This window comes from Pseudomonas khavaziana (assembly GCF_019145205.1).
Lineage (GTDB): Bacteria > Pseudomonadota > Gammaproteobacteria > Pseudomonadales > Pseudomonadaceae > Aquipseudomonas > Aquipseudomonas khavaziana.
The window spans coordinates 462303-480262 of record NZ_JAHSTT010000001.1 but is presented as its reverse complement, the minus strand read 5'-3'; the positions used below and the strand labels follow the sequence as shown (position 1 = coordinate 480262).

Sequence of the window (17960 nt, the reverse complement as noted above, 5' to 3'; positions counted from 1 at the left end):
GCGCCTGAGATCAAAAGCAGATCAAGATCAAGAGCGGCTCGCTTCGCTTCGTGGTTAGCGGGGCAGAGCTGTGCCGGTAGCCTTACTTATGCGTTAAGCCGCACCTGCTTTTCCAACTCCAGCTTCAAACCGGGCTCAAGCTTCAGTTGGCGAGCCAATTCGTCCAGATAGGACTTCTCCATGAAGTTCTCCTCGTCCACCAGCATCACGCTGGCGATGTACATCTCGGCCGCCATCTCCGGGGTGCTGGCGGCACGGGCGACGTCGGCAGGGTCCAGGGGCTTGTTGAGCTCGGCATGCAGCCAGTGCTGCAGCTCCTGGTCGTTGTCCAGCTTGGTGAATTCCCCTTCGATCAACGCACGTTCGCGCTCATCTACATGCCCGTCAGCCTTGGCCGCCGCCACCAGGGCCTTGAGGATGCCCTGGCTGTGTTGCTCGACCTGGGCCGGTGGCAGGCGGTCGATGGTTTGTGGCTCGCCCTGGGGAGCGCTGGCCTGCTGGGCCTGCCAGTTGCCGTAGGCTTTGTAGGCAATCACACCCAATGCAGCCAAACCACCGTAGGTCAGGGCCTTGCCGCCGAATTTGCGCGCCTTCTTGTTACCCAACAGCAAGCCCATGGCCCCGGCCGCCAGGGCGCCGCCGCCAGCACCGCCGAGCAGGCTGCCGAGCCCGCCGCCGCCAAGCAAACCGCCCAGGGCGCCTTTGTCATTGGACTTACCCTGGCCACCAGCCTTGTTTTGCAACATGTCCTGGCCAGACTTGAGCAACTGATCGAGCAATCCACGGGTATTCATTTGTAGCCTCCAGACACTTGAGTTCGTAGGGACAGTAGGCCCTCAGCGTAAAACTAAGTGCCAAAGAGCCACGATCTAGAGTGCTTCCAGATGTAACGTTTGGCTGCCATCCTGGAAATGTCTTGTTGCACATGCAGCGCTATCATCACGCCATCAATCAATTTTCCTTATACATCGAACCGCTTAAGCTATCCGGCGTCTGTTTAATGTCCGTTGCGTTTGGCCGAAGGCATGTCCGAACCGTTATTTCTGATCCATTACGTGCCAGGAACGGCGCGGGATTTGCTCACGACAGGTTGTCTCTATGCACCGCAGGAATTTGCTCAAAGCGTCCATGGCCATTGCGGCTTACACCGGTTTGTCGGCCAGCGGCCTGCTGGCCGCGCAGGCTTGGGCCGGGAACCGGGCCGCCGATGGCAAGGCCGTGGCGTTCGATTTCGAATCGCTCAAGGCGCAAGCCAAGCAATTGGCCATCCGTGGCTATCAGGACACTAAACAGGTACTGCCGCCGACCCTGGCCACCATGACCCCGCAGAATTTCAACGCCATCGGCTATGACGGCAACCATTCGTTATGGAAAGAATTGAATGGCCAACTCGACGTGCAGTTCTTCCATGTCGGCATGGGCTTCAAGACCCCGGTGCGCATGCACAGTGTCGATCCCAAGACCCGCGAGGCCCGCGAAGTGCATTTCCGCCCTTCGCTGTTCAACTATGAAAAAACCACGGTGGACACCCAGCAACTGACCGGCGACCTGGGTTTCTCCGGTTTCAAGCTGTTCAAGGCGCCGGAACTGGACCGCCATGACGTGCTGTCGTTTCTCGGCGCCAGCTACTTCCGCGCAGTGGACTCCACCGGCCAATACGGCCTCTCGGCCCGTGGCCTGGCGATTGATACCTACGCGAAAAAACGCGAAGAATTCCCCGATTTCACGCAGTTCTGGTTCGAAACCCCGGACAAGAACGCCACCCGTTTTGTGGTCTATGCCCTGCTCGACTCACCGAGCGCCACCGGCGCCTACCGCTTCGATATCGACTGCCAGGCCAACCAGGTGGTGATGGCGATCGATGCGCATATCAATGCGCGCACCGCCATCGAACAACTGGGCATCGCGCCGATGACCAGCATGTTCAGCTGCGGTACCCACGAGCGGCGCATGTGCGACACCATCCACCCGCAAATCCACGATTCGGACCGCCTGGCCATGTGGCGCGGCAATGGCGAGTGGATCTGCCGCCCGCTGAACAACCCGGCCAAGCTGCAATTCAATGCGTTCGCCGACACCGACCCCAAAGGCTTCGGCCTGGTGCAGACCGATCATGAGTTCGCCAGCTACCAGGACACCGTCGACTGGTACAGCAAGCGCCCAAGTCTGTGGGTTGAACCTACCACTGCATGGGGTGAAGGCTCGATCGATTTGCTGGAGATCCCCACCACCGGCGAAACCCTGGACAATATCGTGGCCTTCTGGACCCCGAAAAAGCCCGTGGCCGCTGGTGATTCGCTCAATTATGGCTACAAGCTGTACTGGAGCGCACTACCGCCGGTGAGCACGCCGCTGGCCCAGGTCGACGCGACTCGTTCGGGCATGGGTGGATTTACCGAGGGTTGGGCACCCGGCGAGCATTACCCGAAGGTGTGGGCACGGCGTTTCGCCGTCGACTTCAAGGGCGGCGGCCTGGATCGCCTGCCAGCAGGCACCGGTATCGAGCCGGTAGTGACCTGCTCCCATGGTGAGGTGAAGGATTTCAGCGTGCTGGTGCTGGACAACATCAAAGGATATCGCATCCTGTTCGACTGGTACCCCACCAGCGACAGTGTGGAGCCGGTGGAGCTGCGCCTGTTTATTCGCACCCAGGACCGAACCTTGAGCGAAACCTGGCTCTACCAATACTTCCCGCCTGCGCCGGAGCAGCGCAAGTACACCTGAGGTGAGCTTCGCGATCATTCCCACGCGAGAACGTGGGAGTGATCGTATATAGCTCAGAAGCGCGATACGCTTTTCATCGCACCAATCAAGTACCGCATCGCCACCTGATCACTTTCGGTCAGCGCCCGATACTGGGCCAGCAGCTCCATTTCATCCGAACTCAACCTTCGATCCCGCAAGGACATCCGGCGGCTGAGGAAAGACGCCACCGCACCCGCTACGCCATAGGACTTGGCCATGGACTGTTACTCCTGATATCAGTCAAATACTCCTGGTGCCCACTTCCCAACTCCCCGAAGCGCAACGCTTCCGTGGACAAGCAGCCTGCCTCCCTGGGCCAGGAACCAGACTTACCCTAATCTTAGAAACTATCTCGTCGCACGTGGGATTTTTTTAGAGTATTCACTTAAAAAAATAGGCTGGGTAATAAAACCCTACAGCCGTTACTCACACAGTGGCCGATACAGGTGAATGTCCAGAGGCTCTTGTGCATACAGCTCAGCATGGGGTTGCTGCAGCAGTCGGCAACCATGGCGCAGGTAAAAGTCCACGGTGTTACGCGACGACGTGGCCGAGATATACAACGCCTGTGCCGCCACCTGCCAGCCGTGCTCGCAGGCCAGCGCCAACAACCGGCCACCCAGGCCCGAACCACGGGATGCGTGACTGACGTGCAGGAATTTCAACTGCCGCATTAGCAGGCCCTGATGGCGCAAGGGCCGGTTGTCCACCACCGCTGCGGCGACCAGCGCGGGGCCGTCAAAAACGCCCCACAGCCACCCGCCACGCTGGAGACAGGCACGCAGGGCCACGGCATCCTGCTCGGCCTCGCCTTCGGGCCAGCCGCGCATGTCATGGTGCGCGGTATACAACACCAGTTCACCACGCTCCATGCGATAGCACGCCTGGATCAACTCCGTACGGTCGATGGTAGCCAGCAAGGGGATATCGTTTTCGGTTAACGCGCGTTCCACCAGCATAGGGGTCTCCTGCTTCACGACCACCAAGGATCAGCCTTCCTTTAAACGCCGGCAAGAAAAAACCCACCGTGTAAGAGTGGGTCTGGCGGGGCCGTGTGCAAGATCAGTCGCGCAGATCCGACTCATGGATCGGCTGGTCGCGATGGGTCGCCCGCTGGTATTGGGCCGGCCAGATGGCCTTGCGCCCACCCAGGTCATCGTCGGCATGCAGCGGCCAATAAGGATCGCGCAGCAGTTCGCGAGCCAGGAAGATAATGTCAGCCTGGCAAGTGCGCAGGATGTGCTCGGCCTGGGCCGGTTCGGTGATCATGCCGACCGTGCCGGTGGCGATGCCCGACTCTTTGCGCACCCGCTCGGCGAAGCGCGTCTGGTAGCCGGGGCCGGTGGGGATCTCGGCATTGGCGGCGGTCCCCCCGGAGGACACGTCGATCAGGTCGACACCCAAGTCTTTGAGGCGGCGCGCCAGCTCCACGGTTTCATCCGGGTTCCAGCCGTCTTCTACCCAATCGGTGGCCGATACTCGCACAAACAGCGGCAAGTCCTGTGGCCAGGCAGCGCGCACAGCCTTGGTCACCTCCAGCACCAGTCGAATGCGGTTTTCGAACGACCCACCGTAGTGGTCCTGACGCTGGTTGCTGATCGGCGATAGAAATTGGTGCAGCAGGTAGCCATGGGCAGCATGGATTTCCACCACTTCAAAGCCGGCGGTCAAGGCGCGCTTGGCGGCAGCGACAAAATCGGCAATCACCTGCTGGATCTGCCCTTCGTCCAATTGCTTGGGCTGGGTGTGATTCGGGTCGAAGGCAATCGGCGAAGGCCCCACCGGCACCCAGCCGCCTTCGTCCGGCTTGACGCTGCCATGCTTGCCAATCCAAGGCCGATGGGTACTGGCCTTGCGTCCTGCATGGGCCAGTTGAATACCCGCAACTGCCCCCTGGGCCGCGATAAAGCGCGTTATGCGTTGCAGCGGTTCGATCTGGGCATCGTTCCACAGACCCAGATCCTGGGCGGTGATGCGCCCATCGGCCGTCACGGCGGTGGCTTCGGTGAAAATCAGCCCGGCGCCCCCCACGGCGCGGCTGCCGAGATGCACCAGGTGCCAGTCGTTGGCCAGGCCATCGTCGCTTGAGTATTGGCACATCGGCGAGACCGCGATGCGGTTGAGCAGGGTCAATTGGCGCAGGGTATAGGGTTCGAGCAGCTGACTCATGGCGCACCTCTTCTGGGTTTCTAGACATTTCTGTAGGAGCGAGCTTGCTCGCGAAGGCCTCATAGGCGCTGCGTTTATCCAGGATTAACGCGTGATCGTTGACGTTTTTCGCGAGCAAGCTCGCTCCTACCAGCCTAGTCGACAACCATCGATTGCACAGGGTTCAGATAAGGAAAGCGGGAGCCGATTGCCGGCTCCCGTGGTGCAACGCCTTACATTTCGACCTGGGTGCCCAGCTCGATCACGCGGTTTACCGGCAACTTGAAGAAGCGCAGGTTGCCGTTGGCGTTCTTTAACATGAAGGCGAACAGGGTCTCGCGCCAGCGCGCCATGCCCTTGATACGCGAGGCGATCACTGTTTCGCGGCTGAGGAAGTAGGTGGTGCGCATCGGACTGAAATCCAAGTCACTCAAATGGCACAGCTTGAGTGCTTCGGGCACGTCCGGCTCGTCGGTAAAGCCGAAATGCAGGATCACCCGAAAGAAGCCTTCGCCATACGCGTCCACCTCAAACCGCCGCGTGGCGGGCACCCGCGGAACGTCCTCGTAGACTACCGTAAGCAGCACCACTTGCTCATGCAACACCTGGTTATGCAGCAGGTTATGCAAGAGCGCGTGGGGCACCGCATCGGGCCGCGCAGTGAGGAACACCGCCGTGCCCTGCACACGATGGGGCGGCTGCACGCGGATACTGCTGATAAAGATCGGTAACGGCAGCCCGCCTTCGTCGAGGCGCTCGACCAGCAACTGCTTGCCACGCTTCCAGGTGGTCATCAGCACAAACAACACGATCCCCGCCAGCACCGGGAAGGCACCGCCCTGGATCACCTTGGGCACGTTGGCCGCGAAGAACAGGCCGTCCACCAACAGGCAGCAGAGCAACACCGGCACAGCCAGTACCGGGGGCCATTTCCACAGCAGCAGCATGACCGCCGACACCAGGATAGTGGTCATCAGCATGGTGCCGGTCACGGCCACGCCGTAGGCCGAAGCCAGCGCACCAGAAGACTCGAAGCCCAGCACCAGCAGGATCACACCCACCATCAGCGACCAGTTCACCGCGCCAATGTAGATCTGGCCCTGCTCGGCACTGGAGGTGTGCTGGATATGCATGCGCGGAATGTAGCCAAGTTGGATCGCCTGGCGGGTCAACGAGAACGCCCCGGAGATCACCGCCTGGGAAGCAATCACCGTCGCCAGTGTGGACAAGCCCACCAACGGAATCAGTGCCCAGCTCGGCGCCAGCAGATAGAACGGGTTGCGTGCGGCTTCCGGATCGCCCAGCAGCATGGCGCCTTGGCCAAAATAGTTGAGCACCAGCGCCGGCAGCACCAGGATGAACCAGGCACGGGCAATGGGTTTGCGGCCGAAGTGGCCCATGTCGGCGTACAGCGCTTCGGCGCCGGTCAAGGCCAGCACCACCGCGCCGAGGATCGCCACGCCGATACCGGGGTGCACCATAAAGAAGCGCACGCCCCATGCCGGGTTCAGTGCATTCAGCACTTCGGGCTGCTGCAGGATGCCGTACACACCCAGCCCTCCCAGCACCAGGAACCAGGTGACCATCACTGGACCGAACAGCTTGCCGATGCGATCGGTGCCGTGTTTCTGGATCAGGAACAGCGCCACCAGCACAATCAACGCAATCGGCACCACCCATTTTTCCAGGCCGTCGAACGCCAGCTCCAGGCCTTCGATGGCCGACAACACGGAAATGGCCGGGGTGATCATGCTGTCGCCATAGAACAGCGCCGCGCCACACAGGCCGCACACCACCAGGAAACTACGCAGTTTTGCACGCTCCCCGGCGGCTCGCCGCGCTAATGCAGTGAGCGCCATGATGCCGCCCTCGCCCTGGTTGTCGGCGCGCAGCACAAACAGCATGTACTTGATCGACACCACCCAGATCAGCGACCAGAAGATCAGCGCCAGGATCCCCAAGACGCCGTCATGGTTGACCTGCACCCCATAACCACCGTTGAACACCTCTTTAAGGGTGTAGAGCGGGCTGGTCCCGATATCGCCATAAACCACCCCGACCGCCGCCACCAGCATGCCAATCGGCTTGGCGTTTGAATGCTCGGCACCTGCTGCCTGACTACTTGCCTGACCCATCAACCACTCCTGCCCTTTGACCTGAGGTCTTTTATAAACAGCACGACTAAGCTGACCCTAGCATGCGCTGTTTTACTTCTCGTAACAGACGTTTTATTGACCCAAGGGCATTACCCGTGCGTAACGGCGCGAAGCATAGCGCAGCACTCGTCGCATTTCCCTGCATAAAGCTGGTCAAGTGCGTTGCCCGTCGCTAGAATTGCGCACTTTTTGATCAGAGGCGCACCAAGCGCCCTTCCGCTGCCTTGTCGTGCACGACCGGCAGCGTCATTCAATACCGAGGTTAGACATGTCCACCACCATCGCAAAAGCCAACCCCAAGGTTGGCTTTGTTTCCCTGGGTTGCCCGAAGGCTCTGGTCGACTCCGAGCGCATCCTCACGCAATTGCGGATGGAAGGCTATGACGTCGTATCCACGTACCAGGACGCCGACGTGGTGGTGGTCAACACCTGCGGCTTCATCGACTCGGCCAAAGCCGAGTCGTTGGAAGTGATTGGCGAAGCCATCAAGGAAAACGGCAAGGTCATCGTGACCGGCTGCATGGGTGTGGAAGAAGGCAATATCCGCAACGTGCACCCGAGCGTGCTGGCCGTAACCGGCCCGCAGCAGTACGAGCAGGTGGTCAACGCCGTGCACGACGTGGTGCCGCCACGCCAGGACCACAACCCGCTGATCGACCTGGTGCCGCCCCAAGGCATCAAGCTGACCCCTCGCCACTACGCTTACCTGAAGATTTCCGAAGGCTGCAACCACAGCTGCAGCTTCTGCATCATCCCGTCGATGCGCGGCAAACTGGTGAGCCGCTCGGTCGGTGACGTGCTCGACGAAGCCCAACGCCTGGTCAAGTCCGGCGTCAAGGAACTGCTGGTGATCTCCCAGGACACCAGCGCCTACGGCGTCGACGTGAAATACCGCACCGGCTTCTGGAACGGCGCGCCGGTGAAAACCCGCATGACAGAACTCTGCGAAGCCTTGAGCAGCCTGGGTGTGTGGGTGCGCCTGCACTACGTTTACCCGTACCCGCACGTGGACGAGCTGATCCCGCTGATGGCCGCCGGCAAAATCCTGCCGTACCTGGACATCCCGTTCCAGCACGCCAGCCCGAAGGTGCTCAAGGCGATGAAACGCCCGGCGTTCGAGGACAAGACCCTGGCGCGCATCAAGAACTGGCGCGAGATCTGCCCGGAACTGATCATCCGTTCCACCTTCATCGTCGGCTTCCCCGGCGAGACCGAAGAAGACTTCCAGTACCTGCTCGACTGGCTGACCGAAGCTCAGCTGGACCGCGTCGGCTGCTTCCAGTACTCGCCGGTGGAAGGCGCTCCGGCCAACCTGCTGGACCTGGCCGTGGTGCCGGACGACGTCAAGCAGGAGCGCTGGGAGCGTTTCATGGCACACCAGCAGGCGATCAGTTCGGCACGCCTGCAACTGCGCATCGGCAAGGAAATCGAAGTGTTGATCGATGAAGTCGACGAGCAAGGCGCGGTTGGCCGTTGCTTCTTCGATGCGCCGGAGATCGACGGTAACGTATTTATCGACGATGCCAGCGGCTTGAAGCCGGGCGACAAGGTCTGGTGCACCGTGACCGACGCCGACGAGTACGACTTGTGGGCTGAAAAACGCGACTGATCGCATTTGCGTAATTGATCGTTCCCACGCTGCGTGGGATTGCCTCTCGGGACCCTCAGCGTCCCGCCAGCCGGCGCCGACAATGATGATCAAGGCGTAATATTTTTGAAAAAGCCCCGCCTCTGACAAGATGCGGGGCTTTTTTCGGGCTATCGTTTTGCCCATCGACGCCAATTACGGCAAGGGGCAGCAGGCATGCGGCAGCATTCGGTTATCCACACACCTCAATCCAGCGATTACGCGCGTTTGGCGCAGATCTGGGAAGACTCGGTACGCGCCACCCACGATTTCCTGCCGGGCAGCTATATCGACTTGCTGAAAAACCTGGTGCTGACCCGCTACCTGGACGCGGTGATGCTGATCTGCACCAAGGACTCACGCCAACGTATCACCGGGTTCGCCGGGGTGGCGGCGGGCAAGGTGGAGATGCTGTTTATCGACCCGCAACATCGTGGCCAGGGCCTGGGCCGCCAATTGCTGGGCTATGCAATTGACCACATGAATGCCGAGGAACTGGACGTCAACGAGCAGAACCCCCTGGCCCTGGGCTTTTACCTCAAGCAAGGCTTCGAGGTGATCGGACGCACGGAACATGACGGCCTTGGCCAGCCCTACCCGTTGCTGCATATGCGTTTGCGCCAGGCGCGACAACAGGCGCGCCAGGGCTAAATGAAATGGGCTCGGGATTAACCGACGCCAGGCAGGTACAATAGCCGCCCCCTTTTGTTACGGCCCTTGTCATGACTGACCCCATACGCCTCTCCAAACGCCTTATCGAACTGGTCGGTTGCTCCCGTCGGGAGGCTGAGCTGTTTATCGAAGGCGGCTGGGTCTCGGTGGACGGCGAAGTGATCGATGAGCCGCAGTTCAAGGTCACGACCGAGAAAGTTGAACTGGACCCGCAGGCTAAAGCCACCGCGCCAGAGCCAGTCACCATCCTGCTGCATGCACCGGCGGGCATGGATGCTGAAACCGCCATGACCTTGATCAGCGCCGAGACCCTGTCCGAAGAACATCGCTTCAGCAAGCGCCCGCTCAAGGGGCATTTCCTGCGCCTGACCGCCAGCGCCGACCTGCAAGCCAAGGCCAGCGGCCTGCTGGTGTTCACCCAGGACTGGAAGATTTTGCGCAAGTTGACCGCCGATGCCGCCAAGATCGAGCAAGAGTACGTGGTAGAAGTCGAAGGCGACATGGTTGCCCACGGTCTCAATCGCCTGAACCACGGCCTGACCTACAAAGGCAAGGAGTTGCCGGCAGTCAAAGCCAGTTGGCAGAACGAAAACCGCCTGCGCTTTGCGATGAAAAACCCGCAGCCCGGCGTGATCGCGCTGTTCTGCGAAGCGGTTGGCCTGAAAGTCGTCGCCATCCGCCGTATCCGTATCGGCGGCGTATCCATCGGCAAGGTGCCAGTTGGCCAATGGCGCTACTTGTCCGGCAAAGAGAAGTTCTAAGCCGCTCCCTTTTCCCGACACCGCCTGATTGGGCGGTGTCCTCAGTTGATACCAGGATTGCCCACCATGATTCACAACGACGTACTGCGCAGCGTGCGCTACATGCTCGACATCAGCGACAACAAGATGGTCGAGATCATCAAGCTCGGCGGCATGGACGTGACCAAGGAAGACCTGCTGACCTACCTCAAGAAAGATGAGGAAGAAGGCTTCGTGTTCTGCCCGGATGAGGTCATGGCCCACTTCCTCGATGGTTTGGTGATCTTCAAGCGCGGCAAGGACGAAAGCCGTCCGCCGCAGCCGATTGAAACCCCGGTAACCAACAACATCATCCTGAAAAAGCTGCGCGTGGCCTTCGAGCTGAAGGAAGACGACATGCATGCGATCCTCAAGGCAGCGGAGTTCCCAGTGTCCAAGCCTGAGCTGAGCGCACTGTTCCGCAAGTTCGGTCATACCAACTACCGCCCGTGCGGCGACCAGTTGCTGCGTAACTTCCTCAAGGGCTTGACCCTGCGGGTCCGCGCTTAAGCCATGAGTTACCAGGTCTCGCCCGTCGGCTTCGTACGCTCCTGCTTCAAGGAGAAGTTCGCCATCCCACGCCAACCACAACTGGCGCCGGCTGCCCGCGGAGTGCTGGAGTTGGTGGCGCCGTTCGACCAGGGTGAGGCGGTGCAGGGGTTGGAGCAGGTCAGCCATGTGTGGCTGCTGTTTCTGTTTCACCAGGCCCTGGAAGACAAGCCGCGCCTGAAAGTGCGCCCGCCACGTTTGGGTGGCAATACGTCCATGGGCGTGTTTGCCACCCGCGCCACTCATCGGCCTAATGGCATTGGCCAGTCGGTGGTCAAGCTGGACAAGGTGGAGCCGGGGCGGCTGTGGATCTCGGGAATAGACCTGCTCGATGGCACACCGGTACTGGATATCAAGCCGTATGTGCCGTACGCCGACATGATCGACGATGCCACAAACGGCATCGCCAGCAGTGCGCCGCAGTTGATTGCTGTGCAGTGGCTCAAGACCGCGCTGCAACAGGCGAAAGGCCACGCCCAGCGCCTCGGCGAGCCTTTGGTGGAACTGATTGAGCAGTGTCTGGCGCAGGATCCACGGCCGGCGTATCAGGTCCCGACGTCAGAACGGGAATACGGCGCGCAACTCTGGGATGTGGATGTGCGCTGGCACTATCCGGAACCGGGGATGATTTGTGTGCTGGAAGTGGTGCCGGCGCAGTAAATCGCAAAAACGCAAAAGCCCGCGCTGCTTTCATAGGCAACGCGGGCTTTTCTTTGCAAACGCATTCAACTGTAGGAGCGAGCTTGCTCGCGAAAAAACTACAAGCACCGCGTTAATTCAGGCTGCCAGCGTTGTCGTTGACGTCCTTCGCGAGCAAGCTCGCTCCTACCAGTGACCCGAAGTCACTTCTCGACGAACGCACGCTCGATCAAGTAATCGCCCGGCTCTCGCATCCGTGGCGAAACTTTCAGGCCGAAGCTGTTCAACACTTCGCTGGTCTCGTCCAACATGCTTGGGCTGCCGCACAGCATGGCGCGGTCGTCCTCGGGATTGATCGGCGGCAGGCCGATGTCGCTGAACAGCTTGCCGCTGCGCATCAGGTCGGTCAGGCGGCCTTCGTTTTCGAACGGCTCGCGGGTCACGGTCGGGTAGTAGATCAACTTTTCACGCAGGGCCTCGCCGAAGAATTCGTTCTGCGGCAGATGCTCGGTGATGAATTCGCGGTAGGCGACTTCGTTGACGTAACGCACGCCATGGCACAGGATCACTTTTTCGAAACGCTCGTAGGTTTCCGGATCCTGGATCACGCTCATGAAGGGCGCGAGGCCAGTACCGGTGCTGAGCAGGTACAGGTGCTTGCCTGGCTTCAAATCGTCAAGCACCAGGGTGCCTGTCGGTTTTTTGCTGATGATGATCTCGTCGCCTTCCTTCAAGTGCTGCAATTGGGAAGTCAGCGGGCCATCGGGCACCTTGATGCTGAAGAACTCCAGATGCTCCTCCCAGTTAGGGCTGGCAATCGAGTAAGCACGCATGAGCGGGCGGCCGTTGGGCTGTTGCAGGCCGATCATCACGAACTGACCGTTCTCGAAGCGCAAGCCCGGATCGCGGGTGCACTTGAAGCTGAACAGAGTGTCGTTCCAGTGATGAACACTGAGGACACGCTCGTGGTTCATGTTGCTCATGTACGGGGGACTCCTGGAAATGGGTCTGCGCAAAAGATACAGATGCGCAATTGCACAGCATTCTAATGGCGGCGACAATATCTGTTAACTGGATTATTAAGATAAGGGTTATCGGTTATATCGATATGCGATTTACTCTCCGTCAACTGCAAGTCTTCGTCGCCGTCGCCCAGCAAGAAAGCGTCTCCCGCGCTGCTGGCCTTCTGGCCTTATCTCAATCCGCCGCCAGCACCTCGATTACCGAGCTGGAGCGCCAATCCAGCTGCCAATTATTCGACCGCGCCGGCAAACGCCTGAGCCTTAACGCCCTCGGCCATCAGCTATTGCCCCAGGCTGTGGCGCTGCTGGACCAGGCCAAGGAGATCGAGGACCTTCTCAACGGTAAGTCCGGCTTCGGTTCCCTGGCAGTCGGGGCGACCCTGACCATCGGCAACTACCTGGCAACATTGTTGATCGGTAGTTTTATGCAGCAGCATCCCGAAAGCCAAGTGAAGCTGCACGTGCAGAACACTGCGCATATCGTGCATCAGGTTGCGCACTACGAAATTGATCTGGGTCTAATCGAAGGCGACTGCAGCCACCCGGATATCGAGGTGCAAACCTGGGTGGAGGACGAACTGGTGGTGTTTTGTGCGCCGCAGCATCACCTGGCCAAACGTGGCGTGGCGAGCATGGACGAGTTGACCCACGAAGCCTGGATCCTGCGGGAACAAGGCTCGGGCACGCGCCTGACCTTCGACCAGGCCATGCGTCATCACCGCAGCGCGTTGAATATCCGCCTGGAGCTGGAACACACCGAGGCGATCAAGCGAGCAGTGGAGTCGGGTTTGGGTATTGGTTGCATTTCGCGGCTGGCGCTACGCGATGCCTTCCGCCGTGGCAGTCTGGTGCCGGTGGAAACCCCGGACCTGGACCTGGCCCGGCAGTTCTACTTCATCTGGCATAAGCAGAAGTACCAGACCTCGGCCATGCGCGAGTTTCTGGAGCTGTGCCGCGCCTTCACCGCGGGGGTGCAGCGCAGCGACGAGATCGTACTGCCGAGCATCGCTTGATGCTCAGACTAGGATCACCGCCCACACCAGGGTGATCATGGTCAGTGCCACGAATTGCGCGGCGCTGCCCATGTCCTTGGCGTTTTTAGACAAGGGGTGACGGTCCAGGGAAATGCGATCGATGGCCGCTTCCACCGCTGAATTGAGCAATTCGACGATCAGTGCCAGCAGGCACACCGCAATCAACAGTGCCCGCTCAACCCGGCTGACCTGCAGGAAAAAGCTCACTGGGATCAGGATGACATTCAGTAACACCAACTGACGGAATGCCGCCTCGCCAGTGAAGGCCGCGCGCAGGCCATCGAGGGAATAGCCCCCTGCATTGAAGATACGTTTGATACCGGTTTGACCCTTGAAAGGCGACATAGATGTAGGCAACTGAACCAAAGAAGTGGGGAAGCTAGATCACGCAAAGTCAAAAAAGCGTGAAGTGGTTGTAACTTAATGCTGCGAAATTGACTCAAGTTGTTGCAACAGCAGTGCCGCCTGGGTTCGAGTACGCACCCCCAGCTTGCGGAAGATCGCTGTCACGTGTGCCTTGATGGTCGCTTCGGACACGCTCAGCTCGTAGGCGATCTGCTTGTTCAGCAGCCCTTCGCAGACCATGGTCAACACGCGAAACTGCTGGGGAGTCAAGCTGGCCAGGCCATCACGGGCGGCTTTGGCTTCTTCGGACACATTGATTTCTTCAAACGCCTGGGGTGGCCACGACACATCGCCATCCAACACCGCGCGCACGGCTTTCTGGATATCTTCCATTGCGCTGGACTTAGGAATGAAACCACTGGCACCAAACTCCTTGGAGCGTACCACCACGTCGGCTTCTTCCTGGGCAGAGACCATCACCACGGGGATCTGCGGGTATTGCCCGCGTAACAGCACCAGCCCCGAGAAACCGTAGGCGCCCGGCATATTCAGGTCGAGCAAGACCAGATCCCAATCGGATTTTTCGGTGAGGCGGGCTTCCAGTTCGGCAATGCTGGCCACTTCGACCAGGCGTACATCAGGACCAAGGCCCAGGGTTACCGCCTGATGCAGTGCGCTACGAAACAGCGGGTGGTCATCGGCTATCAGGATTTCGTATGTGGCCATTGGTTAAATGATCCTGTTTTTTATGGGAGCCCTGATGGGTTCAGGGTTCACCAATACACGAGGCGACGGCCAGGCAGCCATCGCCACAGGGCTCGCCCAACGCCAAAAGTACATGAAACGACGTCGAGCATTCACGGTTGCGCCCCAATCGGCGCCCAGCATGCCCAGCGCAGCCTGGAGGGTCAAGCACTACGCCCGTGGGCATTCTAGCGGGTGGCGGGTTCAGGGTGCCATCATGCAAACGTCGTCTGGCTAGACTGGCGGTATATAGGGTGCAAGGCGCGTATGGACAGCGTCCATCGGGTCCAAGGGCATTTGGAACTTGGCTGCCAGGTAATGGGTGCTGAATACATCGAGGTAGGCGTCCAGCACTTCGCTTGCAGCTACATCTTCGGCCAGCTCCAGGCACAGCGCTGCCACCTCGGCAGTACAGAAATGGTCATCACGCTTGGAGCGCCGCAGCTTATAGCGCGATAACTGCTCAGGGGCCAGGCTCAGGACCGGCAAATGCTCAAGGTAAGGACTTTTGCGAAACATCTTGCGCGCTTCGCTCCAAGTGCCGTCCAGCAGGATAAACAGCGGGCGCTTGCCCTCCTCCACGCGCACTTCACTGACTACCCGCTCGGGCGCCACGAATTCACCGGGGAATACAATGTATGGCTGCCACTGCGGGTCGACCAGCAACCTGAGCAAACCGGGATCAACCTCGGTGCGTGACCAGGCAAACGCGGTGGTGTCTTCGATTACATCGGCAATCAGCCAGCCCGTGTTGCTGGGCTTCATCGGTTCAACATCGTGCATCAGCAAGCACATTGCCGACTCGGCCACGACTTTGGGTCGCCAGGCGCACAAGCAATACTCGGGAATCACCCGACAGCCGGGGCAGCGCTCAGCGCGGGAACCCCGATTGAGAAATGGCCTGACGGCACGCGCCAGGCGCTGGGTGCGCAAACGGGAAACGGCGTGGCTCATCGGACACGCGGCGAAGAAAAGGAGATCGACACGGAACAAACTCGTGAAAAACAGAAGTACCCGCAGTTTACCAGCGATACGCCTGGCTGTAGTGGCAAGGGCTCACCTATAATTGCGCGCCACTGAACGCACAGCGCAGTGGCTGGTCTATGCACCAGTAACCGAATCAGGAGAGTTTAATGCTGCGTTCCATGCTGCGCCTTGTTGCCCCATCCGTCGCCCTTGCGTTGGCCTTGCCCATGGGCGCCCATGCGGCCTCGCTGCTGGAGGCTCAGATGAACAGGAAGCTGCAAAGCGTCGCAGCCGAAAGCAACAAGGACCTGCCCCGGGAAATCGATGAAAAAACCCTGGAAGTGGCCTACACCGTCGAAGGCATGCAACTGATTGATCACCTCAGCGTGCTACCTGATCGCGCCGAACAGATGCGCGCCAACCCCAAGGCTGTGTACTTCCAGCTGGGCCGCAGTGTGTGCACCAACCCAGGCTATCGCGAGTTGATGGCCAAGGGTGCGGTGATGCGCTACGAAATCACCGAGAACAAGACCAACCGGCCCGTGGCGTCGGTCAAGTTCGTAGAAGCCGATTGCCCGGCTCCGACAAAGAAGAAAAAGTAACCATTGCTGACCCCTCACGCGCTGCTGTCCAGCAGCGCGTACTTTCTCACTGCGTTTCCTGCCAACTACCGAACTTCTTGAGGGTGACCAATAAGCGGTTGCCAGACAAGGGTTTTTCGGCCCATGATCATGCCATCCCATACGCCCATCCACAGCAGTTTCAATGCTGTTCTGTAGTACTTTCAGGGCAAAAAAGGCCTGCCCTCCTGCGGCATGCCGCGACACATGCAGTGTCGTGGCCCGACGACGCTCTCGTCGACTACCCAGGCCCTGCAAAGAAGGAGAAGTTGAATGCCTTATGAATCGAATGAGCAGTTGCTTCGTCATTTTGAAGAAAACGGGACCGACCTCACGCAGCAGGTCGACGCGCAAATCCAGTTGATGGCCCCTAACAGTCCGAATATTCCCCTTTATCGCGACATGATCCTTACCGTCCTGCGCATGGCCCAGGACGACCGCGACCGCTGGAATGCCAAGATCACCCTGCGCGCCATCCGCGAACTGGACCACGCCTTTCGTGTACTCGAACAGTTCAAGGGGCGGCGCAAGGTGACAGTATTCGGCTCAGCACGCACACCTGTGGAAAGCCCATTGTATGCGTTAGCCCGAGAAGTGGGCGCTGCGTTGGCGCGTTCCGACCTGATGGTCATCACCGGTGGCGGCGGCGGTATCATGGCCGCAGCCCACGAGGGCGCGGGCCTGGAGCACAGCCTGGGATTCAACATCACCCTGCCGTTTGAACAGCACGCCAATCCGACCATTGACGGCACCGAAAACCTGCTGTCCTTCCACTTCTTCTTTACCCGCAAGCTGTTCTTCGTCAAGGAAGCCGACGCGCTGGTGCTGTGCCCGGGTGGTTTCGGCACCCTGGATGAGGCACTTGAAGTGTTGACCTTGATTCAGACCGGTAAGAGCCCGCTGGTGCCGGTGGTACTGCTGGATGCACCGGGTGGTGGTTTCTGGCAAGGCGCCCTGGACTTTATCCGCAGCCAGTTGGAGGCCAATCGCTATATCCTGCCCACCGACCTCAAGCTGATCCGCCTGGTCTACAGCGCCGAGGAAGCGGTGGACGAAATCAACCAGTTTTACGCCAACTTCCACTCTACCCGTTGGTTGAAGCGTGAGTTTGTGGTGCGCATGCACCATCCCCTCAGCGACCATGCCTTGGCCCATTTGCAGGAAGAATTTGCCAGTCTGCGGCTCAGTGGTGAGTTCCAGCAACTCGCCTATACGGGTGAAGACCACGACGAACCGCGATTCAGTCATTTGACCCGCTTGGTGTTCAACTTCAATGGCCGCGATCAGGGGCGGTTGCGAGAGTTGGTGGATTACATCAACCTCCCGGAAAACTGGGCGCAGGCTCAGGGCAAGACGCAGCAACGGGTAACGCCAGAACCCGCGTGACTTTTTCGCAGGCGAAAAAAAAGGCCCACTATTTTCATAGTGGGCCTTTTTTTGTAGCGTTCAGTCGTCCATATCCCGACCGCTTAACAAACGACTGATCATGTCCATGGAAAACCCGCGATAACTCAGGAAGCGACCTTGCTTCGCACGCTCCCTGGCATCAATCGGAAGATGGCCTGCAAACTTGCGTCGCCAAGTGTCTTCCAGCTGCGACTGCCAACTGATACCGCATTCACGTAGCGCGAGGTCGATATCGGCACGTTGCAGGCCACGCTGGCTCAGTTCTTCGCGAATCCGCGCAGGGCCGTAACCGGAGCGCGCTCGATAGGACACAAAACTTTCAAGGTAACGGGCTTCCGACAACAGTCCCTCTTCCGTCAGACGGTCAAGGGCTGTTTCGATCATCTCAGGTTCTGCGCCGCGCTGACGCAATTTACGCGTCAGCTCGACTCGACCATGCTCGCGGCGAGCGAGCAGGTCCATCGCAGTGCGCCGAACGGCGACGAGTGTATCCAGTACCACAGTCAT

Annotated in this window: 19 protein-coding genes; 9 read left to right on the top strand and 10 right to left on the bottom strand. The window is 59.6% G+C overall.

The window, feature by feature from the left end; translation table 11 throughout:
• Window positions 1–86 precede the first annotated feature (86 nt).
• The gene (locus KVH01_RS02040; protein WP_217880275.1) at window positions 87–794 is read right to left on the bottom strand and encodes a tellurite resistance TerB family protein; all 708 of its coding nucleotides are present in this window, start codon (window positions 792–794) and stop codon (window positions 87–89) included.
• A 304-nt stretch (window positions 795–1098) separates the two neighbouring features.
• Here KVH01_RS02040 and KVH01_RS02035 point away from each other — a divergent pair, with 304 nt between their 5' ends.
• The gene (locus tag KVH01_RS02035) at window positions 1099–2724 is read left to right on the top strand and encodes a glucan biosynthesis protein D (RefSeq protein ID WP_217880274.1); all 1626 of its coding nucleotides are present in this window, start codon (window positions 1099–1101) and stop codon (window positions 2722–2724) included.
• 53 nt (window positions 2725–2777) lie between these two features.
• On the opposite strand, the gene KVH01_RS02030 is transcribed toward KVH01_RS02035, so the two are convergent.
• The 4 genes from KVH01_RS02030 to KVH01_RS02015 all read right to left on the bottom strand — a co-directional run bounded on the left by KVH01_RS02030 (window position 2778) and on the right by KVH01_RS02015 (window position 7028).
• Window positions 2778–2963: a hypothetical protein gene (locus KVH01_RS02030; protein WP_043051506.1), complete on the bottom strand. Its 186-nt coding sequence runs from the start codon at window positions 2961–2963 to the stop codon at window positions 2778–2780.
• Between the two features lie 204 nt (window positions 2964–3167).
• Complete coding sequence (locus tag KVH01_RS02025) at window positions 3168–3704, bottom strand: GNAT family N-acetyltransferase (protein WP_217880273.1); 537 nt, start codon at window positions 3702–3704, stop codon at window positions 3168–3170.
• Between the two features lie 103 nt (window positions 3705–3807).
• Entirely contained in the window at window positions 3808–4914 is a 1107-nt protein-coding gene (locus tag KVH01_RS02020) for an NADH:flavin oxidoreductase/NADH oxidase (protein WP_124399574.1), read from the bottom strand.
• A gap of 212 nt (window positions 4915–5126) precedes the next feature.
• Complete coding sequence (locus KVH01_RS02015) at window positions 5127–7028, bottom strand: potassium transporter Kup (protein ID WP_217880272.1); 1902 nt, start codon at window positions 7026–7028, stop codon at window positions 5127–5129.
• Window positions 7029–7317: 289 nt separating this feature from the next.
• On the opposite strand from KVH01_RS02015, the gene rimO reads away from it, so the two are divergent.
• The 5 genes from rimO (at window position 7318) to tsaA (ending at window position 11336) form a co-directional block, all read left to right on the top strand.
• Entirely contained in the window at window positions 7318–8658 is a 1341-nt protein-coding gene (rimO, locus tag KVH01_RS02010; RefSeq protein ID WP_225923994.1) for a 30S ribosomal protein S12 methylthiotransferase RimO, read from the top strand.
• A 195-nt stretch (window positions 8659–8853) separates the two neighbouring features.
• Complete coding sequence (locus tag KVH01_RS02005) at window positions 8854–9327, top strand: GNAT family N-acetyltransferase (RefSeq protein WP_217880271.1); 474 nt, start codon at window positions 8854–8856, stop codon at window positions 9325–9327.
• A gap of 71 nt (window positions 9328–9398) precedes the next feature.
• Entirely contained in the window at window positions 9399–10109 is a 711-nt protein-coding gene (locus tag KVH01_RS02000) for an rRNA pseudouridine synthase (RefSeq protein ID WP_217880270.1), read from the top strand.
• Window positions 10110–10175: 66 nt separating this feature from the next.
• Window positions 10176–10637 carry a YehS family protein gene (locus KVH01_RS01995; RefSeq protein ID WP_043048901.1) on the top strand — a complete coding sequence of 154 codons (462 nt, stop codon included), beginning with the start codon at window positions 10176–10178 and terminating at the stop codon, window positions 10635–10637.
• A 3-nt stretch (window positions 10638–10640) separates the two neighbouring features.
• Window positions 10641–11336 carry a tRNA (N6-threonylcarbamoyladenosine(37)-N6)-methyltransferase TrmO gene (gene tsaA, locus KVH01_RS01990; RefSeq protein ID WP_217880269.1) on the top strand — a complete coding sequence of 232 codons (696 nt, stop codon included), beginning with the start codon at window positions 10641–10643 and terminating at the stop codon, window positions 11334–11336.
• Window positions 11337–11518: 182 nt separating this feature from the next.
• Here tsaA and fpr read toward each other — a convergent pair whose 3' ends face one another.
• Window positions 11519–12298: a ferredoxin-NADP reductase gene (gene fpr / locus KVH01_RS01985; protein ID WP_003172178.1), complete on the bottom strand. Its 780-nt coding sequence runs from the start codon at window positions 12296–12298 to the stop codon at window positions 11519–11521.
• A gap of 125 nt (window positions 12299–12423) precedes the next feature.
• On the opposite strand from fpr, the gene KVH01_RS01980 reads away from it, so the two are divergent.
• Window positions 12424–13350, top strand: coding sequence for a LysR family transcriptional regulator (locus KVH01_RS01980; RefSeq protein WP_010212678.1), 927 nt, complete (start codon window positions 12424–12426; stop codon window positions 13348–13350).
• A 3-nt stretch (window positions 13351–13353) separates the two neighbouring features.
• Here the strand turns inward: KVH01_RS01980 and KVH01_RS01975 are convergent, their stop codons facing one another.
• The 3 genes from KVH01_RS01975 to KVH01_RS01965 form a co-directional block, all read right to left on the bottom strand.
• On the bottom strand, window positions 13354–13716 hold the full coding sequence (locus tag KVH01_RS01975; protein ID WP_043048897.1) for a diacylglycerol kinase: 363 nt from the start codon (window positions 13714–13716) through the stop codon (window positions 13354–13356).
• A 75-nt stretch (window positions 13717–13791) separates the two neighbouring features.
• On the bottom strand, window positions 13792–14442 hold the full coding sequence (erdR, locus tag KVH01_RS01970) for a response regulator transcription factor ErdR (protein ID WP_046071233.1): 651 nt from the start codon (window positions 14440–14442) through the stop codon (window positions 13792–13794).
• A gap of 252 nt (window positions 14443–14694) precedes the next feature.
• The gene (locus tag KVH01_RS01965) at window positions 14695–15414 is read right to left on the bottom strand and encodes a tRNA-uridine aminocarboxypropyltransferase (RefSeq protein ID WP_217880268.1); all 720 of its coding nucleotides are present in this window, start codon (window positions 15412–15414) and stop codon (window positions 14695–14697) included.
• A gap of 179 nt (window positions 15415–15593) precedes the next feature.
• Between KVH01_RS01965 and KVH01_RS01960 the strand changes: the two genes are divergently transcribed.
• Both KVH01_RS01960 and KVH01_RS01955 read left to right on the top strand, forming a co-directional pair.
• Window positions 15594–16028 carry a PA3611 family quorum-sensing-regulated virulence factor gene (locus tag KVH01_RS01960; protein ID WP_217880267.1) on the top strand — a complete coding sequence of 145 codons (435 nt, stop codon included), beginning with the start codon at window positions 15594–15596 and terminating at the stop codon, window positions 16026–16028.
• A gap of 291 nt (window positions 16029–16319) precedes the next feature.
• Window positions 16320–17432: an LOG family protein gene (locus tag KVH01_RS01955; RefSeq protein ID WP_217880266.1), complete on the top strand. Its 1113-nt coding sequence runs from the start codon at window positions 16320–16322 to the stop codon at window positions 17430–17432.
• A gap of 60 nt (window positions 17433–17492) precedes the next feature.
• Here KVH01_RS01955 and recX read toward each other — a convergent pair whose 3' ends face one another.
• Window positions 17493–17960, bottom strand: coding sequence for a recombination regulator RecX (gene recX / locus KVH01_RS01950; RefSeq protein WP_034118389.1), 468 nt, complete (start codon window positions 17958–17960; stop codon window positions 17493–17495).